Source organism: Sporosarcina sp. P13, assembly GCF_002743055.1.
Taxonomy (GTDB): Bacteria; Bacillota; Bacilli; order Bacillales_A; family Planococcaceae; genus Sporosarcina.
Map to the genome: position 1 here is coordinate 48,347 of NZ_PDYM01000003.1, position 17,088 is coordinate 65,434.

13 protein-coding genes are annotated in these 17,088 nt (G+C 41.2%); 11 read left to right on the forward strand and 2 right to left on the reverse strand.

Annotation, left to right across the window (positions count from 1 at the left end; all coding sequences use genetic code 11):
- Positions 1-122: 122 nt before the first annotated feature.
- Entirely contained in the window at positions 123-2,189 is a 2,067-nt protein-coding gene (locus tag CSV79_RS02610; RefSeq protein ID WP_099687488.1) for a DUF2339 domain-containing protein, read from the forward strand.
- Positions 2,190-2,347: 158 nt separating this feature from the next.
- Complete coding sequence (locus CSV79_RS02615; RefSeq protein ID WP_199171860.1) at positions 2,348-3,364, forward strand: LLM class flavin-dependent oxidoreductase; 1,017 nt, start codon at positions 2,348-2,350, stop codon at positions 3,362-3,364.
- A 133-nt stretch (positions 3,365-3,497) separates the two neighbouring features.
- Here the strand turns inward: CSV79_RS02615 and pepF are convergent, their stop codons facing one another.
- Positions 3,498-5,306 (reverse strand): oligoendopeptidase F, encoded by a 1,809-nt coding sequence (gene pepF / locus CSV79_RS02620; RefSeq protein ID WP_099687490.1) that lies wholly within the window; start codon positions 5,304-5,306, stop codon positions 3,498-3,500.
- 79 nt (positions 5,307-5,385) lie between these two features.
- Positions 5,386-5,832: a hypothetical protein gene (locus CSV79_RS02625; protein WP_099687491.1), complete on the reverse strand. Its 447-nt coding sequence runs from the start codon at positions 5,830-5,832 to the stop codon at positions 5,386-5,388.
- Between the two features lie 157 nt (positions 5,833-5,989).
- Here CSV79_RS02625 and CSV79_RS02630 point away from each other — a divergent pair, with 157 nt between their 5' ends.
- From CSV79_RS02630 to CSV79_RS02670, 9 genes are all read left to right on the forward strand, one after another.
- A complete protein-coding gene (locus CSV79_RS02630) occupies positions 5,990-6,469 on the forward strand; it encodes a PaaI family thioesterase (protein ID WP_099687492.1) in 480 nt (159 codons plus the stop codon).
- A 33-nt stretch (positions 6,470-6,502) separates the two neighbouring features.
- Positions 6,503-7,705, forward strand: coding sequence for an MFS transporter (locus tag CSV79_RS02635; protein WP_099687493.1), 1,203 nt, complete (start codon positions 6,503-6,505; stop codon positions 7,703-7,705).
- A gap of 77 nt (positions 7,706-7,782) precedes the next feature.
- Complete coding sequence (gene cysK, locus CSV79_RS02640; RefSeq protein WP_099687494.1) at positions 7,783-8,709, forward strand: cysteine synthase A; 927 nt, start codon at positions 7,783-7,785, stop codon at positions 8,707-8,709.
- A gap of 248 nt (positions 8,710-8,957) precedes the next feature.
- The gene (locus tag CSV79_RS02645; protein ID WP_099687495.1) at positions 8,958-9,800 is read left to right on the forward strand and encodes an ABC transporter ATP-binding protein; all 843 of its coding nucleotides are present in this window, start codon (positions 8,958-8,960) and stop codon (positions 9,798-9,800) included.
- Positions 9,733-10,488: an ABC transporter permease gene (locus CSV79_RS02650; protein ID WP_099687496.1), complete on the forward strand. Its 756-nt coding sequence runs from the start codon at positions 9,733-9,735 to the stop codon at positions 10,486-10,488. Before CSV79_RS02645 ends, CSV79_RS02650 begins: the two co-directional genes overlap by 68 nt.
- 29 nt (positions 10,489-10,517) lie before the next feature.
- Positions 10,518-11,522: an aliphatic sulfonate ABC transporter substrate-binding protein gene (locus CSV79_RS02655; protein ID WP_099687497.1), complete on the forward strand. Its 1,005-nt coding sequence runs from the start codon at positions 10,518-10,520 to the stop codon at positions 11,520-11,522.
- A 526-nt stretch (positions 11,523-12,048) separates the two neighbouring features.
- Positions 12,049-12,765 carry an NAD-dependent deacylase gene (locus CSV79_RS02660; protein WP_099687498.1) on the forward strand — a complete coding sequence of 239 codons (717 nt, stop codon included), beginning with the start codon at positions 12,049-12,051 and terminating at the stop codon, positions 12,763-12,765.
- A 26-nt stretch (positions 12,766-12,791) separates the two neighbouring features.
- Positions 12,792-13,943 (forward strand): exonuclease SbcCD subunit D, encoded by a 1,152-nt coding sequence (locus CSV79_RS02665; RefSeq protein ID WP_099687499.1) that lies wholly within the window; start codon positions 12,792-12,794, stop codon positions 13,941-13,943.
- Positions 13,940-17,014 (forward strand): SbcC/MukB-like Walker B domain-containing protein, encoded by a 3,075-nt coding sequence (locus CSV79_RS02670; RefSeq protein ID WP_099687500.1) that lies wholly within the window; start codon positions 13,940-13,942, stop codon positions 17,012-17,014. The genes CSV79_RS02665 and CSV79_RS02670 overlap by 4 nt, the downstream gene beginning before the upstream one ends.
- Positions 17,015-17,088 lie beyond the last annotated feature (74 nt).

The following is a 17,088-nucleotide window of genomic DNA, read 5'->3' on the forward strand; positions in this document are numbered from 1 at the left end:
TAACGCAGGAGTCGTGTTGGATGGTGATTCTTTTCATGGAGTAATGAAACTTTTCTGTCAACAAAAGCGTAGGTACTATAAGACTTTCATTCGAATAAAACAGGGAAGAAGGAGGGAAGTCAATGGATGACAGCAATGAAATTTTACAGCGGATATCGGACTTGGAATCGGAAGTGCATTTTCTCAGGCAAGAATTAGATCAGTTAAAGGAAGGGAAGGCACGGGGTAAGGCGAGTCAGCATATAGTCCATAAAGAGAAAAAGTATGAAAAACCTTCTTCTGATTTAGATGGCGAAAGATGGATGACTGAACAAGCAGTCCCGCCGCCAAAAGAGAAAAAAGAAGTAGATTTTGAGAAGCTACTGCGTGTTTGGTTACCGCGTGTGTTCATGTTCATTTTACTATTAGGTGTTCTTTGGGGATTAAAAGTAGGCATGGAGTATGGTCTTATTACAGGTGTAGCTCGAATTGTATTAGGTTATATTGCTTCAGCGGCACTCTATATCCTCGGTATGCGCTATATAAAGTTAGGGAAAAATGGTTTCGGACTGACATTACTAGGTGGATTTATCGCACTCGGGATTCTAACTACGTTTGCAGCGCATTATTTGTATGGCTATTTGAACTTTTTCATCGCATTCATTGTGGGAATTGGCTTTATAGTAGGCGGTTTATATTTATCATTGAAAACAACATCGGAAACACTGACTATTTTCTCAGCGATTGCCGGATTTTTACTGCCGTTTTTATTGCAAGGGCAAGGCGCGACTGACATTCAATTTTGTCTGTATGTATTATTGTTATTCTCTTCGTTATATTTCGTTTCATTGCGGAATCACCATAAGTACTCATTTTATGCGACGTTTTTATTATTCCATTTGACGTTAGTTGCTTATGTTGTTCTTAGCGGATTTGAAGTCAATGAGAAAGTAATTGTTGCAACAGCGCTCATTCAACATGTTGTACTTCTCGTAGTCTATTTGAAAGGCTATATTACAAGACAAGTATTTACAGAAACTTTGATCTATACAAACTTTGTATTTGCGTTAGGGTGGATTAAACTTTTAGAGTACGAGCAGGAAATTATCCTGTTTGGTTTGTTTGCGGCACTGTATATTACACTTGCAGTTATCGCATTTGTTAGTAAAAAATCAATACTTCACGGTGTATTATCTGCAGTTGCCATTTTTGCAATGTGTGCATTTATCTTAGCTTTCCAAGCAGATGAAATGTATGTGAAAGTAATTTTATTACTACTAAATGGGGCAATTGGCGTGTGGATTGGCCTATATTATCAAACGATCCGACCAATCATAACAGGTGGAATTGTCTATCTGTTTTCAGCCTATGCAACTGTTACGGCAGTAGTATTTACAAGTTTGTGGACTATAGAACATTTCGTATGGTTCGTACTACTTGTTACTATGTGCGCGTTGTACTATTCGTTCTATAGATGGTGCCCATCGTTTATTAAGGACATTATCCATATAGACCAATCGTTAGTGTTCGGTCAGATTATTTTTCTAGTATATGTATTTAAAATAGTAAGGCTATTCCTAGAAGACATGAATGGATCTTATCAAACTTCGCTTCATATCCAGTTGGGAATTCTTGCGATTGTGCTAGGCGCTTTCTACACATTACGGAAATGGCAACATGGCCGTTTTATCACACACGCAGTCATCATAGAGTTTCTCCTAGCTTGTTTTATCCTACTAGGTACGAGTTTAGGCGGTAGCACGATAGGGAATGTATTTTATTTCAATTTCGCTGTGCAGCTAGTCTATGTTGCGCTTTTGATGCTGTTGTTCTTATCGATTGTGACCAACAGATTTTATCTCTCGATGAAGATAAAAACGAGTGCGCTTGCCGTGTGCATGCAAATTATTTCTTTCATCTTCCTGAATAAATGGTATTTCGCGCTTGTTTGGATGAACAATTGGTCAACCGAGTGGATTTTGCTCGTCCATACATTTTGGCTGTTTGGCTTCGCGTTTCTGTCCATTACGTTCGGGAGCAAAATGCAATGGAGAGCGGTCAAAGTTCTTGGCGTAGTCCTCATAGGGGCTTGTATCATCAAGTTATTTCTTGTAGATCTATACAGTATTTCCATCATCATTCGATCCGTTCTATTTATCGTCGTTGGTGTGGCGGGGTTACTGTATTCACGTACGTTGTGGAAAGAGTGAATATAAAAATAATTACTTGGAGAGTGTTCCTGTATTTACGCTTTAGAAAGGGGCGCTACACTTTGTATTTCGATTCGAATGATTGTACATCTCGTAATTAAGTTGGTAAGGTTACTAATAGTAAGCTATATAGGTACACGCTTTAAGGAGTGAAAGAATTGATTAGAGAACAAGCGAAGAAATATAAAGGCATTCCTTTGTCGATATTAGATTTAGCGATGATTAATGAAGGTAGCGATGCGGGAGAGTCATTTAAGAATAGTGTAAGTCTTGCGCAACATGCAGAAGACTGGGGGTTTAACCGCTATTGGCTAGCGGAGCACCATAATATGCCGGGGGTTGCAAGTTCAGCAACATCAGTTATCATTGGACATGTGGCAGGCCAGACGAAAAGTATTCGGGTAGGATCAGGCGGGATTATGTTACCTAACCACGCACCGCTTGTCATTGCAGAACAGTTTGGTACGCTAGACGCAATGTATCCAGGACGTATTGACCTTGGTTTAGGTCGTGCGCCAGGAAGTGACCAAGCCACAGCCTATGCGCTACGTCGTACGTTGCATAGCGGAGGAGAGGACTTCCCGCAACAACTAGAAGAGTTGCGTACGTATTTCACTGGAGATCCTACTGACCGCGTACGTGCGTTTCCGGGAGCGGGTCAACAATTGCCGATTTGGTTATTAGGTTCAAGCGGTTTTAGTGCACAATTGGCTGCACAACTCGGTTTACCGTTTTCATTCGCCAGCCACTTTGCGCCAGCTTATATGATGCAGGCATTACAACTGTATCACCAAAACTTCCGTCATTCCAAGGATCTTGAAAAACCATATGCGATGATGGGCATAAACTTGATTGCAGCCGATACTGATGAAAAAGCACAGTACCTAGCCACATCAATGCAACAGCAATTCCTGAATATCCGGCAAGGCAAAATGACACAGTTTATGCCGCCGATTAAAGATATTGATGCTACGTGGTCGCCGTTCGAGCAAGAAGCTGTGGCGCAACAGAGTGAAGCACCGTCCGTTATTATTGGCGGGCCTGAAACCGTGCGTCGCAAACTTGAGGAGTTCATTGATCTGACGAAAGCGAATGAACTGATCATTAGTTCAGGCATATTCAACCATGAAGACCGACTGCGTTCGTATGAAATTATAAGTGAATTAATGGATTGATTTTGTGAGATAGAAAATAAGTGGAAAATGTATATTTGTTAAGTCGCCCACTCTATTACTCTCCCATTCTTTTGTATACAAACGAAAGCATCCGCCACGCAAAACTTTGCGTAGCGGATGCTTTTAATATTTATTATGCTTCGATTTCTTCTGTCAATTGCTCGATTTGCTCGATTAACTCACCAATATAGGCAACGGTGTCACGCAATGGTTTGTCGGTTGTGATATCGATACCTGCCATCTTCGCAAGTTCCGCTGGCTTTTTAGAGCCGCCAGCACGCAAGACGTTTAACCAGTCTTCAACTGCTGGTTTGCCTTCGTTCAGTACTCGTTTTGCCATTTCTGTTGAGATGGTTAACCCTGCGCTATACGTATATGGATACAAGCCCATATAATAATGTGGTTGACGCATCCATGTCAGCTCAGCACCATCATTTAGCGTGATTGTATCACCCCAGAAATCTTCAAGTACACCGCGTTTCAAATCGTTTAAGATGGTCGCATTGACATTGCCGCCAGCATCGACACGCTCATACACTTTACGCTGGAATGCAGCTTCTAGTAAATGCGTCACGAAGTTATGGTAGTATGTTCGTGAAACAATGGAAGAAAGTACCCAACGTTTGAACTTCGGATCATCAGAGTTCTTCAATAAATGATTGGCCATCAACATTTCATTCATCGTAGACGGTGCCTCGATGAAGTATAGTGATGACTCAGAGTTGAATAAGTTTTGTGTGCGGTTGGCATGGTAGAAGTGTCCAGCGTGACCCAGTTCGTGCGCCAATACAAAAACGTCTTCCATACTACCAGTCCAAGAAATTAGAATGAACGAACCGCTGCCATATGGACTTGCACAGAAGGCGCCTGTAGATTTCCCTTCGTTTTGTGCAAAGTCAATCCAACGCTCTGAATACGCACGGTTGACCATATCAAGGTAGTCGTCGCCCATAACAGCAAGTGCATCATTCATATACGTCTTGGATTCTTCAACAGTGATAGTCGGCTCGTATAAAGGGTCAATTGGCATTTTCAAATCAGCAAATGTCATCTCATCTAAGCCGTAGATTTTTTGGAGAAGCTTTGCATATTTACGCATATGTGGTGCCAATTGTTCCATGATCACATCAATTTGTCGATTGTACATCGCACGGTCTGCTTCTTGTTCCATCAATAAATAATCGACAACGGAATTATAGCCACGAAGATTAGCAATCGTTTTCTCCGTTTGCACATGCATATCATACGTTTTCGCTGTAGTATGCTGATACTCTCTTAATTTGCTTGAAAACGTTTGGAACGCTGCTCTTCTTTTAGTGGTATCCGGCTCAGATTCCCATGCGCCTTCAAATGACACATAGCTTAACGGATATTTTACGCCATCTACTGTGAAGTCAGGGAAGTTGATATCAGCCAGTTTCGTCGTGTTATACAGAGAGTAGGGTGCTTGGAAAGTAGAGGATAGCGCAGCGAGTGATTTCTCTACTTCGGGATGTAACTGGTGAGGTTTCTCGCGGATGATTTTCTCAAATAATACCGAATAGTCCTCAGATTGTTCACTAGCTTGTTGCAAGATTTCTTCAGGTAGCTCAGACAACTCACTCAACACAAATGACGTTTGACTGCCGATTTTCGCAGCGAGTGAGCCGAATCGACTTTCTCTCATTTGGGCATCGTCGTTTGTTAAGTCAACGCTTGCTGCCAATTCAGCATAACTTGCAATCGGTATGACTTTCTCTTGAAGGCTACGATAGATATCTAACGCTTTAATAGCGGATACTGCATCAGTGATAGTGCCTTTATATTGTGAAGCAAATGAAGTAGCCTCCTTCTCAACCGCTTCAACTGCCCGTTGATACGCCTCTTCATTTTCAAATAAAGTCTGTAGATTCCATGTTTCTTGCTCTGCTACTTGTGCACGTTTAGGTAAGCTTTTGACCACTGTGAATCTCTCCTTCAAATCGATTATTCGGTTGCCGAATTAATAAATAGTATAGTACAGAAAGTGCTATAGTACAAAATTACGGTTTATTAGAGAGAATGAATTCCATCAACCAATCGACTTGCAATGGACCATTAACAACTTCGTAATACAGCTGATCGTTTTGGATGAGAATACCTTCTTCTATTAGAATGGTCATCCGATTTCCTGAATCATCGCGAAGGTCAATTACGAATAGCGGTTGATCATCAAACAGTTCTAGTGTATTCGGATCGACGCGCTCGTAATCATACGCTTGTAGAAATTGCAGTAACCGATCCACTTCTTCAACCTGATCTACTTCCCACGTAGTAGCGGTTTGTTCATGCAGGCTAGGTTGTCTAAAAGTAATCGTTGAAAAGGGTGTGTCTGTATGTTCCGCATGTAACCATTCTAATGGATTGGAAGAGGATTCATTAAGTGTTTGAATCATAACGTAAAAACCGCTAGCCACTAACAAAGCTAGTAAAGCGGCACGTATTTTCATAGGGGTTCCCTCCTTTATCGTGTCTTTCTAGTATATGAGCGTAGTCGCAAAGATACGCACAGAAGCACAGTCTACCTATATTATGTTTTCATTTAGGTCGATATTTCAATTTTCGGAATGTATAATAGAGAGAATTCATCTAAAAGGAGGTTTTTTTTTGAAGGAATATATAACAGATGCGATTCAGGATCAATACCCGGATGAATTTTCATGGTGTTATGGTTGCGGTCGGTTAAATGAAGAAGGAAATCATTTTAGAACCGGTTGGGAAGGCGACCGAACGGTGACATACACATTGCCACCCGAGAAATATACAGCGATTCCTGGATTTGTCTACGGTGGATTTTTAGCATCATTCCTGGATTGTCACGGCACAGGTTCTTGTGCATTAGCTCTCCATCGAAAAAATGGTCACGAACCAGGAGATGAGGCGATTCCGCCACGCTTCGTTACGGCTTCATTGCAGATTACATATAGCAAGCCGACACCACAAGGGCAAGTGTTGAAAGCGGTTGGAAAGGTAACAGAAATCCATCCGAAGAAGTGGAAAGTAGATGTAGAAATTTTTGCGGGGGATGAATTATGCGCAGCAGGAGAAGTAGTCGGTGTAGTCATGCCTGCGACCTTCACAAAATAAATTAGACAACTAGACAAGGTGTGAATAGATTGTATGAACAAATCTATACAAGTTAATAAGCCTGTATTTCCTATTATGATTGCGATTGCGGTGTGTCATCTATTTAATGACACATTGCAATCTGTGATTCCAGCGATGTTACCGATACTTAAAGAAGAATATCAATTTAGTTATACCCAATTGGGTTTTATCGCGTTTTCATTGAACATCGTGGCTTCTTTATTACAGCCAATCGTCGGTTATTTTAGTGATAGGAAGCCGAAACCTTTTGCATTACCAATCGGTATGACATTTTCTCTCGTCGGGATGGCGGGGCTAGCGTTAGCTCCAAACTATTCGTTGATTATCATTTCTGTGCTGTTTCTTGGACTTGGTTCCGCTATATTTCATCCGGAAGGTTCACGGGTAGCGTTTTTATCTGCGGGCAATAAACGGGGTCTTTCCCAGTCGATCTATCAGGTAGGGGGGAACTCAGGGCAAGCACTGGCTCCGTTGATTAGTGCGTTTGTTCTCGTGCCAATGGGCCAGATCGGTGCAGCCTTTTTCGTATTAGTAGCAGCAGCGGGAATTGCTTTACTTTCGAAGATTTCATTTTGGTATAAGAAGCAGTTGGATGAAGAACGTCTAGGAAAGCGAAAGAAAGTCTTGTTGACGACGATGGAAAATCTGACGAAGAATCAAGTAATCATTGCACTCATTCTATTAATGGCTATTATATTTGCACGCTCGTTTTATGTAACGAATATTACAAGTTTTTATGTCTTTCATTTGATAGAAAATTACGGGCTGACGATTACAAAAGGTCAATTATATATTTTCTTGTTTTTAGCACTTGGTGCAGTGGGGACATTCTTTGGTGGACCTATGGCCGATCGAATAGGACGAAAAAATGTGATTTTACTATCGCTGATTGTGCCACTTCCACTTTGCCTGTTGCTTCCTTATGCTCCATTATGGGCTGTGATGATGCTCCTTCTCGTCATTGGATTTTTCTTGATGCTTAGTTTCTCGGTGACGGTAATCTATGCTCAAGAACTTGTACCATCTAAAATTGGTACGATGGCTGGGTTAACTGTAGGACTAGCATTCGGTATGGGAGCTATCGGTGCGGTAGTGATTGGTCAATTAATAGACTCTGTAGGGATTTATCAAACGATGATTATCACATCTTTCTTACCGTTCATCGGCTTGGTCGGTTTAGGCTTACCGCGGGATCAGAAAGTGAAAGCAGTATAAGGGTTTTACTGAATATAAACTAAAAGTAATTAATTATTTGCTATACTAAGTCCATTAATGAAAAGAAGGTGTGCACAATGAAAGTAGTAAACAATATGGCAGAGTTGATAGGCGATACACCGTTAGTAAAAGTTCGAACGCTTGGTGACGCAAACGGTGCGTCTGTCTTCGTCAAACTGGAATACTTTAATCCGAGCCGAAGTGTTAAAGACCGTGCTGCTTATCAAATGCTTACAGAAGCTGAAAAAAGTGGCGTGTTAACACCAGGATCTACGATTATCGAACCAACATCCGGTAATACAGGTATTGGTCTTGCGATGAATGCGGCAGCTAAGGGTTATCCTGCGATTTTTGTTATGCCGGATAATTCTACAATTGAACGGATCAACTTAATGAAAGCATACGGAGCACAAGTTATACTAACACCAAGCGCTGAGCGTATGCCGGGTGCTATTGCGAAAGCGAATGAAATTGCGGAGTCTATCAAAAATAGCTTTATCCCTATGCAATTCGAAAATGAAGCGAACCCAGATAGTCACCGCCATACAACTGCGGTTGAGATTATCGAGTCGATAGCTTCGATTGATCGAAAACTAACGGCTTTCGTCTGTACATCTGGCACGGGTGGAACGGTGACCGGAACGGGGGAGTCGCTTAAACAACACGACCCGAACGTCACAGTACATGTAGTAGAACCTGCGGGATCACCAGTGCTATCTGGCGGTAAGCCCGGTAAACATAAACTAGTTGGCACAAGCCCAGGTTTCATTCCGTCAGTGTTAAATACAGATGTATATGATGAAATTTTCCGTATTGAAGATGATGATGCGTACAAAACGGTTCGCCAATTTGCGAAACAAGAAGGTGTTTTATTAGGTCCTTCTGGTGGCGCATCACTATACGCTGCATTACAAGTAGCAAAGCGTCTGACGCCTGAAGATACAGTCGTTTGCATAGCGCCTGACTCAGGTGAAAGATATTTATCTAGTGACTTATTTCAATGATTGAATAGAATGAACCTCTTCCGGAATTAGCGGGAGAGGTTTTTTGATTTTGAAAAAAGTTTCATTAGAAATCATTATACTTAAAGTGTTTTCAATAGTTTTTCAAAAGAAATAAAGCATCCAAAAAAAGAATTTTTAAAATAGAGTTGACAAAACCTACAGGAATGGTAGATTATATACATAGTAAAGCATATAAAGATACTAGGAATTAAAAACAAATGAACATATGAGATGCGGGGGGAATCGTGATGTACTTATCAATCAAAGGGATAGAAAAGAGCTTTCCCCACAAAGAAAAGGGAACAGTCAAAGTGTTGGATCATATTGATCTGGAAGTAGAAAAGGGGCAGTTTGTTTCAATCGTTGGGCCATCCGGCTGTGGGAAGTCCACGATGCTGTATTTGATAGCTGGACTTGAAAAAGCCGATTCAGGATCAATTAGCATTAATGGCAACGAAGTAACTGGTTCAGGTTCTGATCGTGTCGTGGTCTTTCAGGAAGCGGGATTATTCCCTTGGCTAACTGTACTCGATAATGTGACGTACGGTTTGCTACTAAAGAAGATGCCGAAGAAGGAAGCGGAACAAAAAGCGATTGAAATGCTGAAAATGGTTCACTTAGGGAACTATATTAATTCCTATCCACACCAATTATCAGGCGGGATGAAACAACGTGTATCCATTGCGAGAGCACTAGTTATGGAGCCGGATATTTTATTAATGGATGAACCGTTCGCAGCACTAGATGAACAGACGCGCATGGTTTTGCATAAAGAGTTATTGGAAATTTGGAGAAAAACGAAAGTGACAGTTTTCTTCATTACACATAATATCCGAGAGGCGGTATTACTTTCACAAAAGATTGTTGTGTTCGCTACTCGACCTGGAAAAATTAAAGCGGTTTTTAATTCGAAAGATTCGAAGGACGGCATTGAACCAAATGATGTTATGTTGCAACTGGAAAAGCAAATTTTAGCTGAACTGCAAGATGAAATAGAGAAAGTGTTGAAGGAGGAGATGGGCGATGACTACAGCTTTAAGACGAATAGTGTTTCTCGGGATACTAGTGGCGATATGGGAAGTCACATCTAGACTATCAGAGTTACCAGACTTTATGTTTCCGAGTTTCACACAAGTCATGTCTACTTTGTTTTCAGGACTTCTCTCTGGTCAGATTTTAATCGCCATTGGAGCCAGCCTTAGTCGCTTGCTCATTGGATTTACAATCGCCTCTGTACTCGGTCTCATCCTAGGTTACTTGATTTGGCGTTATAAACTAGTTGAAGATACGCTTGGTTTTCTAGTAACTGCATTGCAGTCGATTCCAAGTATCGTATGGTTTCCACTGGCAATCATCTGGTTTGGCCTAAATGATTTTGCAATTTTATTCATTGTTACATTAGGGGCTACTTGGACGATGATTGTCAATGCAACAAGTGGATTCAAAAACGTACCCGTGCTTTACCAACGTGTGGCGAAATCGCTTGGCTCAGGCGGATTTCACTTCTTACGTACAGTAATCTTACCAGCATCCGTACCACAATTAATATCGGGTTTACGCATTGCTTGGGCTTTCTCCTGGCGCGCACTCATGGCGGGGGAATTACTTGGTGCAAGTGTCGGGTTAGGTCAACTACTTGAAGCTGGCCGGGCACTAGGTCAAATGGATTTAGTTATTTCCGTCATGATCATCATCGGTGTGATCGGTACAATTATGGATAATGTATTATTCTTACGTTTGGAACGAAGTGTAGAAAGAAAATGGGGAATTCGAGCGTAACTCGCTGAATTAGAAAAGGGGAATAGAATATGAAAAAGAAATTACTAGGTGGATTACTTTCAGCAGTGGCGGTTGCCGGACTTTTAGCTGGATGTGGCAATAAGGACGCGGTGGATGCTGAAAAAAATGAAGTAAAGATCGGTTACTTTCCGAACTTAACGCATATTGCAACAATTATTGGGTTAGAGAAGAACTATTTCGGAGAAGAATTTGGTGAAGACATTAAAATCACAACGAAAACGGTAAGTAATGGTGGATTGTTCATGGAAGCAATGGCTTCAAACTCGATTGATATAGGAACAGTAGGTCCTGGACCCATCATCAACTATTTCGTCAAAGACCCGAAATACCATATTGTTTCTGGAGCAGTAAATGGTGGTGCGGTATTGGTTGCGGATGGTGACAGTGATATTAATGAATTATCGGATTTAGATGGTAAGCGAATTGCGATTCCAGTAATCGGTAGTACTCAGGATGTAATGTTACGTAAAGCGTTGAAAGACGTTGATTTGAAGGCAAAAGTAAATGGTGGATCAGTAGATTTATTCGCAGCTGCTCCGGCAGATACAGCGACATTGTTCATCCAAAACTCAGTAGACGGTGCAGCGACACAAGAACCTTGGGGCTATATTTTGCAAAACCAGGCAGGCGGAAAACTATTATTGGATTGGGAAGACTTCGCTTGGGGTAAAGAATCAACGAACACAGTTGTTGCAACGAGCGATAATTTCTTGAAGCATGATGATTTAGTAAAAGCTTATTTATCAGCGCACGCAAAAGCCGTACAATTCGTGCGTGACGAGCCAGAAGAAGCACAAGCACTTGTCGTAAAGCATATTAAGGATCTAACAGGTAAAGAGCTAGAAGCAGCCGAACTAGAAGCTGCATTCAGCCGTATCGAAGTAACAACAGCAGTTAACGAAGACGTTTTACAAGAAATGGCTGACATCAGTCAAGAAGCAGACTATATTAAAACGAACGACATTAACGGTCTGATTGATTTAAAAGTAATTAATGAGATTACATCTAAATAAAAGCGAGCGAGTATCCTAAAGTGGATGCTCGTTTTTTGGTTAAAAGAATAGGAGGAGTGGAAAGGCTATCGTTACACAGCACACAATGCGAACATGTTCGGGAGGATCCGGAGTGAGCCAACTTTGAAAACCGATGATCCTAACGCTTTACTAGTGTATTTTACTGAAGATAGCGAGTGAGATCTTTAACTTTGCACTTTGTATTTTCTTTTGCATTTAAAAAGATAAAGAACAAATACTAAATCAATAAATAATTAAAATGGACTCTATAAGTATTTGTCATCTAGCTATAGGATTGGAGCGGAAGACGGGCGACTCCTGTGGGGTTAAGCGGGATAGGCGAGACCCCGCAGTGTCGAATAGCGACCGAGGAGGCTCCCTCCCGCCCCACGGAAAGCGCCCGTCTGTAGCGTAAATCCCGAACCACTTATTCTATATCTTTAAGCCATTGTCAATCCCGCTGAAAACAAAATATGTTATTCTATATATAGAACATAATTTCGTATAAATGGAAAGGATGAAGGAAATGCTAGCAGATTTATTGAAGGAATCGAAGCGTACGATTGTCTACACGGGTGCAGGAATGTCAACAGAGAGTGGATTGCCTGACTTCCGTTCCGCAAAGACAGGCATGTGGGAAATGGAAGATCCGTCAAAGGTTGCAAGCGTTACAGCGCTAAATCAACACGTCGAACAATTTTTCCAATTCTATAAACACCGCGTCCTAGCTGCAAAGAAAACAGGTCCACATAAAGGACATGAAATCTTGGCGAAATGGGAGCAACAAGGCTTAATCAACGGCATCATCACACAAAATGTTGATGGTTTCCACACGATGGCTGGTTCGAATAATATTATGGAACTACATGGTACATTGCGCAAAGTTCATTGCGAAACTTGTGGGGAAGTCTACGGCAATGAGCGCTATGCACAAGATGACTTCTATTGTGATTGCGGAGGGAAGTTACGCCCATCCGTTGTTTTATTCGGTGAAATGTTGCCGCAAGAACCATTCATCCAATCGATAGTTGAAAGCGAAAAAGCGGACTTATTTATCGTTCTTGGATCATCCTTAACTGTCACGCCAGCGAACCAATTCCCGATAATGGCGAAACAAGCGGGTGCTAAACTCGTAATTATCAACATGGAACCAACCGAAATGGATCATCTAGCAGACTTAGTCATCCATGACCGGAAGATTGGCGAAGTGCTTAAAGAAGCCGATGATACATTAACTAGTTAATTCTATTAAAATAAGAGGTGACTATTTTGAAAATATTCCACACAGCTGACTGGCATCTTGGAAAACTTGTTCAAGGTGTCTACATGACAGAAGACCAACGTTATATCTTACAGGCTTTTATCGAAGACATCAAGACGGAACAACCAGATGTCGTCATTATTGCAGGAGACTTGTACGACCGAGCCATCCCTCCAACAGAAGCTGTCGGACTGTTAAATGAAGTTTTACATGAAATAGTCATTGGTCTAAAGACCCCGGTGATTGCCATAGCAGGTAACCATGATAGCCCCAGTCGACTGCATTTTGGTAGTACATTTATGAAAGACCAAGGACTCTACATAACAGGTGAACTGCGTGCAGACTTGCAACCTGTAGTATTGCAAGATACGTTTGGTGACGTGAATTTTCATCTCATACCTTACGCGGACCCCACGATTGTTAGTCACCTATTTGAAGATGATACAATCACTAGCCATCAGCAAGCGATGAAGAAAGTCATCGAATGTATCCAGCAATCAATGAATCAAGAGGCGAGACATGTCTTCATCGGGCATGCGTTTATCACGCCGCATGGTGAAAAGGAAGACAATACAAGTGATGCGGAACGACCTTTATCCATCGGAGGAGCAGAATATGTCTCTTCTGATTTATTTGAGCCGTTCCATTATACGGCACTCGGCCATTTGCATAGGGCGCATTTTGTAGACAATGAAACGATACGTTACTCAGGCTCTCCTTTGAAATATTCTATATCTGAAGAGAATCATCAAAAAGGTTATCTGATTGTCAACTTACAAGAAGATGGTCAAGTAGAGATTGAGAAAAGATTACTGACTCCATTACATGATATTCGTACAGTTGAAGGGACGATGGAGGAAGTACTTGCGATGGATCCGAATGAAGATTACGTTTTCGTTAAACTCCTCGATACCGTACCAATCATCCAACCGATGGAGAAAATTCGCTCCGTCTTTCCTAATGCGATGCATGTGGAGCGTAAACTATTCGCTTCTTCAACAGACAGTCTTGGCAGTACAGTGGATGTAGAAAAACGACAAGATGACCGTGCGATGTTTTCTTCCTTCTATAAAGAGTTACAAGGGGAAGAGGCCGACGCTGAAACAACACAGTTATTCGCAGAAGTGTTGTGGGAAGTAAATGAGGAGGAAAACGTATGAAGCCTATACAATTAACTATGACGGCGTTCGGTCCGTATAAAGATACTGAAATCGTAGATTTTCGCGACTTAAAAGAGCATCGTCTCTTTGTTATCTCCGGAAAGACGGGAGCTGGGAAAACAACGATATTCGATGGCATTTGTTTTGCGTTGTACGGACAAGCGAGCGGTGAAGACCGAACCGATACGAAAGCATTGCGTAGTCAATTTGCAGATGATGCTGTTCAGACAACCGTAGAATTGATATTTGACATTCATCAACGTAGATTTCGCGTATTGCGCCAAATCCCTTACAGAAAGCAAGGCAATAAATCGGATACACTTGGCCGTTGTGAATTATATGAAATAAAAGAAGAGCAATCAATTCCTGTAGTTGATAGGCAAATCGTGACGGAAGTAAATGAAAAAATCGAGCAATTACTCGGATTCACGTATGCACAATTTAGCCAAATCATGATGTTGCCGCAAGGAGAATTCCGAAAATTTCTAACGTCTGATACAGGAAATAAAGAAGCGATTATGCGTAAAATCTTTAAAACCGAACCGTATCAAAAAATTGTAGATCGATTAAAAGTGAAAAAAGATGAAGCGCATGTGGCGTATTTGCAGGAAAAACAGATGGGTGACACAATACTTCATCAAATACCTGCGAAATTACCAGCACGAGAATCATTGCTGTTCACAGAACTAGCTTCAGAATATCCAAACTACCATCAATTGATCGTCGGTCTTCAAGAAGAGAACCGCTATTATAAAGTGAGAACTGCTGAATACAACACAGAATATACGAATCTTTATAAAGCGCATGATGATAAGCAAAAAGAATTATACAATGCGCGCTCCATTAATGAACAATTTGATAAACTTCTAAAGCGTCAGCAAGAACTTGTGCATCTTGAAATGAAAACAGCAGAAATGGCTAGCCTTAAGCAACAACTCCAAGAAGCAGAACGTGCAGCTATGCTTGAAGACTTAGAGCAACAAGTGAAAGCGAACAAAATCGAGTCGCAAAAGAAAGAAGCTAGCTATCAAGAAGCTATAGCTTTACTTGCGACTGCCAATGAAAAACTAGTCCTAACAACCGCTAATTATAAAGAGCAACAAGCAAAGGAACCTGAGCGCACAGCTATAAAAGAACAGTTGCTCCAATTAAATGCGCTCTTGCCAACAGTATCAAGCCTTGCTGCGCAGCTTCAGCAGATGGAAGTGTTACAGAAAAATGTATCGCAACTTGATAAACAAGTACAACAAAATCTTCAAGAAATCGAACAACAACGACGCTCCATTAACACGCAGAAGGATGAAATTAAAGAGCTCGAATCTACATTAGAAGACTATGAGCTACATGTGGACGAACTATCAAACGTTACGGATATTGCGAAGCTTTTAAAAAAATTTCAACAGCAAATCCTAGCTTGTAAGTTACTTGATCAACAATATGAAGCTGCTAAAGAGGAAAATGAAACGAGTGCGGTTGCTTACCAGAAACTCGAAGATCATTGGATTAGTAACCAGGCTGTTCTGTTAGCTGAATCATTGTACGATGGAGCTACTTGTCCAGTGTGCGGTAGTGTCGATCATCCTGCAAAAGCAACAAGCATTGGAGAGCGTCAGGTGACGAAGCAACAAGTAGATGATGCGAAGAAAGAATTGCAGGCAAAAGACCAATATTTTCATTCGAAGCAAGCAGAAAGACAGCAACTTCTACAACAAATAGAAACAATCAAAGCTGAACTAACAGAAAGGCGTGTCGAACTAGCGCATGATTACGAAACGGAACGAGTAGAATTAACACAAAAAGTAGCGATGTTAAGAAAAAATCGTGAAGTGCTAAAATCTAAAAAAGAGGCATATTCCCAGGCTGAAACCGCACAGGAAGATCGATATACCCAGTCGAAACTTTTACAACAACAACGTAATGAAACGAATAGCGAGTTTGAAACAAAGCGAGCGCTCTATAATCATTCGATTGCAAGAGTACCAGAAAAGCTAAGAGAACTACCAGCCTTGCAGCAACAAATTCGAACAAAAGAAATGGCTAGTGAACAGTTGGAGAATGTGTGGAAAACGACCCAACAGCAACTTCAGGAAGCTAGTACAAAGCAAACAAAACTGGAATCACGTCAACAGATGGAAAAACAAGCTAACTTAGAAATGAAAGAAAAACTAGTGAATAGTGTGCAAGCTTTTGAGCAACGTCTGAAAGAACAAGGTTTTGATACGGAAGCTAGCTATCTACAAGTAAAGCTACCTCATAGTCGCAGACAGGAAATTCAGCAACTTCTACAAATGCATGAACAACAGCTACATACAGTAAAAGCTGCTGTAGATGAATTAAAGCAAGTGACTGAAGGAAAGCAACCTGTTGAAATTGAGATAGTAGAGCAACAAGTACAGCAACTGAAAGAACAATATGAGAAAGCATTCGAAATATGTAATCAAACACGTACGTGGCAACAGGCTGCTCTGGACTTTTGTAAGCAACTAGAAACAAGTAAATCTCGCGCCGTTACATTAGAAGATACATACGGTAAAGTGACGAATCTATACGACATCGTTCGCGGCCAAAATCGACTCAAAATCTCTTTTGAACGATATATTCAAATCGAATACTTAGAACGGATTATTCAAGCTGCAAACATCCGATTACGTGATCTTTCAAACGGCCAATATGAATTAGTCCGTAGTGACCGTCAAGAGACTAGAGGGAAGCAAAGTGGCCTTGGGATCGATGTGTATGATTCGTATACAGGGCAGACAAGAGACGTGAAAACATTGTCTGGTGGAGAGAAATTCAATGCTTCGCTGTGCTTGGCGCTAGGCATGGCTGACGTGATCCAGAGCTTCCAAGGTGCGGTGCGTATGGAGACGATGTTCATCGATGAAGGATTTGGAGCGCTAGATGAAGAAGCTATCCAAAAAGCAATTGATACATTAATTGCTCTTCAACAATCCGGTAGAATGATTGGCGTGATTTCCCATATAGAGGAGATGAAAGAAGCGATCCCTGCAACTTTAGTAGTGACGAAGATGAGAGAAGGGTATAGTAAGACGAAATTTGTCTTGAATTAAATGAAAAAAAGAGGAATCTAGTTGCATCTGCAGCTAGATTTTTTGAATTGACTCATATTTATATCACTATTAAA

Excerpts from the sequence above, each read along its gene's own strand:
- CSV79_RS02610 (WP_099687488.1), top strand. The coding sequence starts at position 123 with ATGGATGACAGCAATGAAATTTTACAGCGGATATCGGACTTGGAATCG.
- CSV79_RS02625 (WP_099687491.1), bottom strand. The coding sequence starts at position 5,832 with ATGAAAATACGTGCCGCTTTACTAGCTTTGTTAGTGGCTAGCGGTTTT.
- CSV79_RS02635 (WP_099687493.1), top strand. The coding sequence starts at position 6,503 with ATGAACAAATCTATACAAGTTAATAAGCCTGTATTTCCTATTATGATT.
- cysK (WP_099687494.1), top strand. The coding sequence starts at position 7,783 with ATGAAAGTAGTAAACAATATGGCAGAGTTGATAGGCGATACACCGTTA.
- CSV79_RS02645 (WP_099687495.1), top strand. The coding sequence starts at position 8,958 with ATGTACTTATCAATCAAAGGGATAGAAAAGAGCTTTCCCCACAAAGAA.
- CSV79_RS02650 (WP_099687496.1), top strand. The coding sequence starts at position 9,733 with ATGACTACAGCTTTAAGACGAATAGTGTTTCTCGGGATACTAGTGGCG.
- CSV79_RS02655 (WP_099687497.1), top strand. The coding sequence starts at position 10,518 with ATGAAAAAGAAATTACTAGGTGGATTACTTTCAGCAGTGGCGGTTGCC.
- CSV79_RS02660 (WP_099687498.1), top strand. The coding sequence starts at position 12,049 with ATGCTAGCAGATTTATTGAAGGAATCGAAGCGTACGATTGTCTACACG.
- CSV79_RS02670 (WP_099687500.1), top strand. The coding sequence starts at position 13,940 with ATGAAGCCTATACAATTAACTATGACGGCGTTCGGTCCGTATAAAGAT.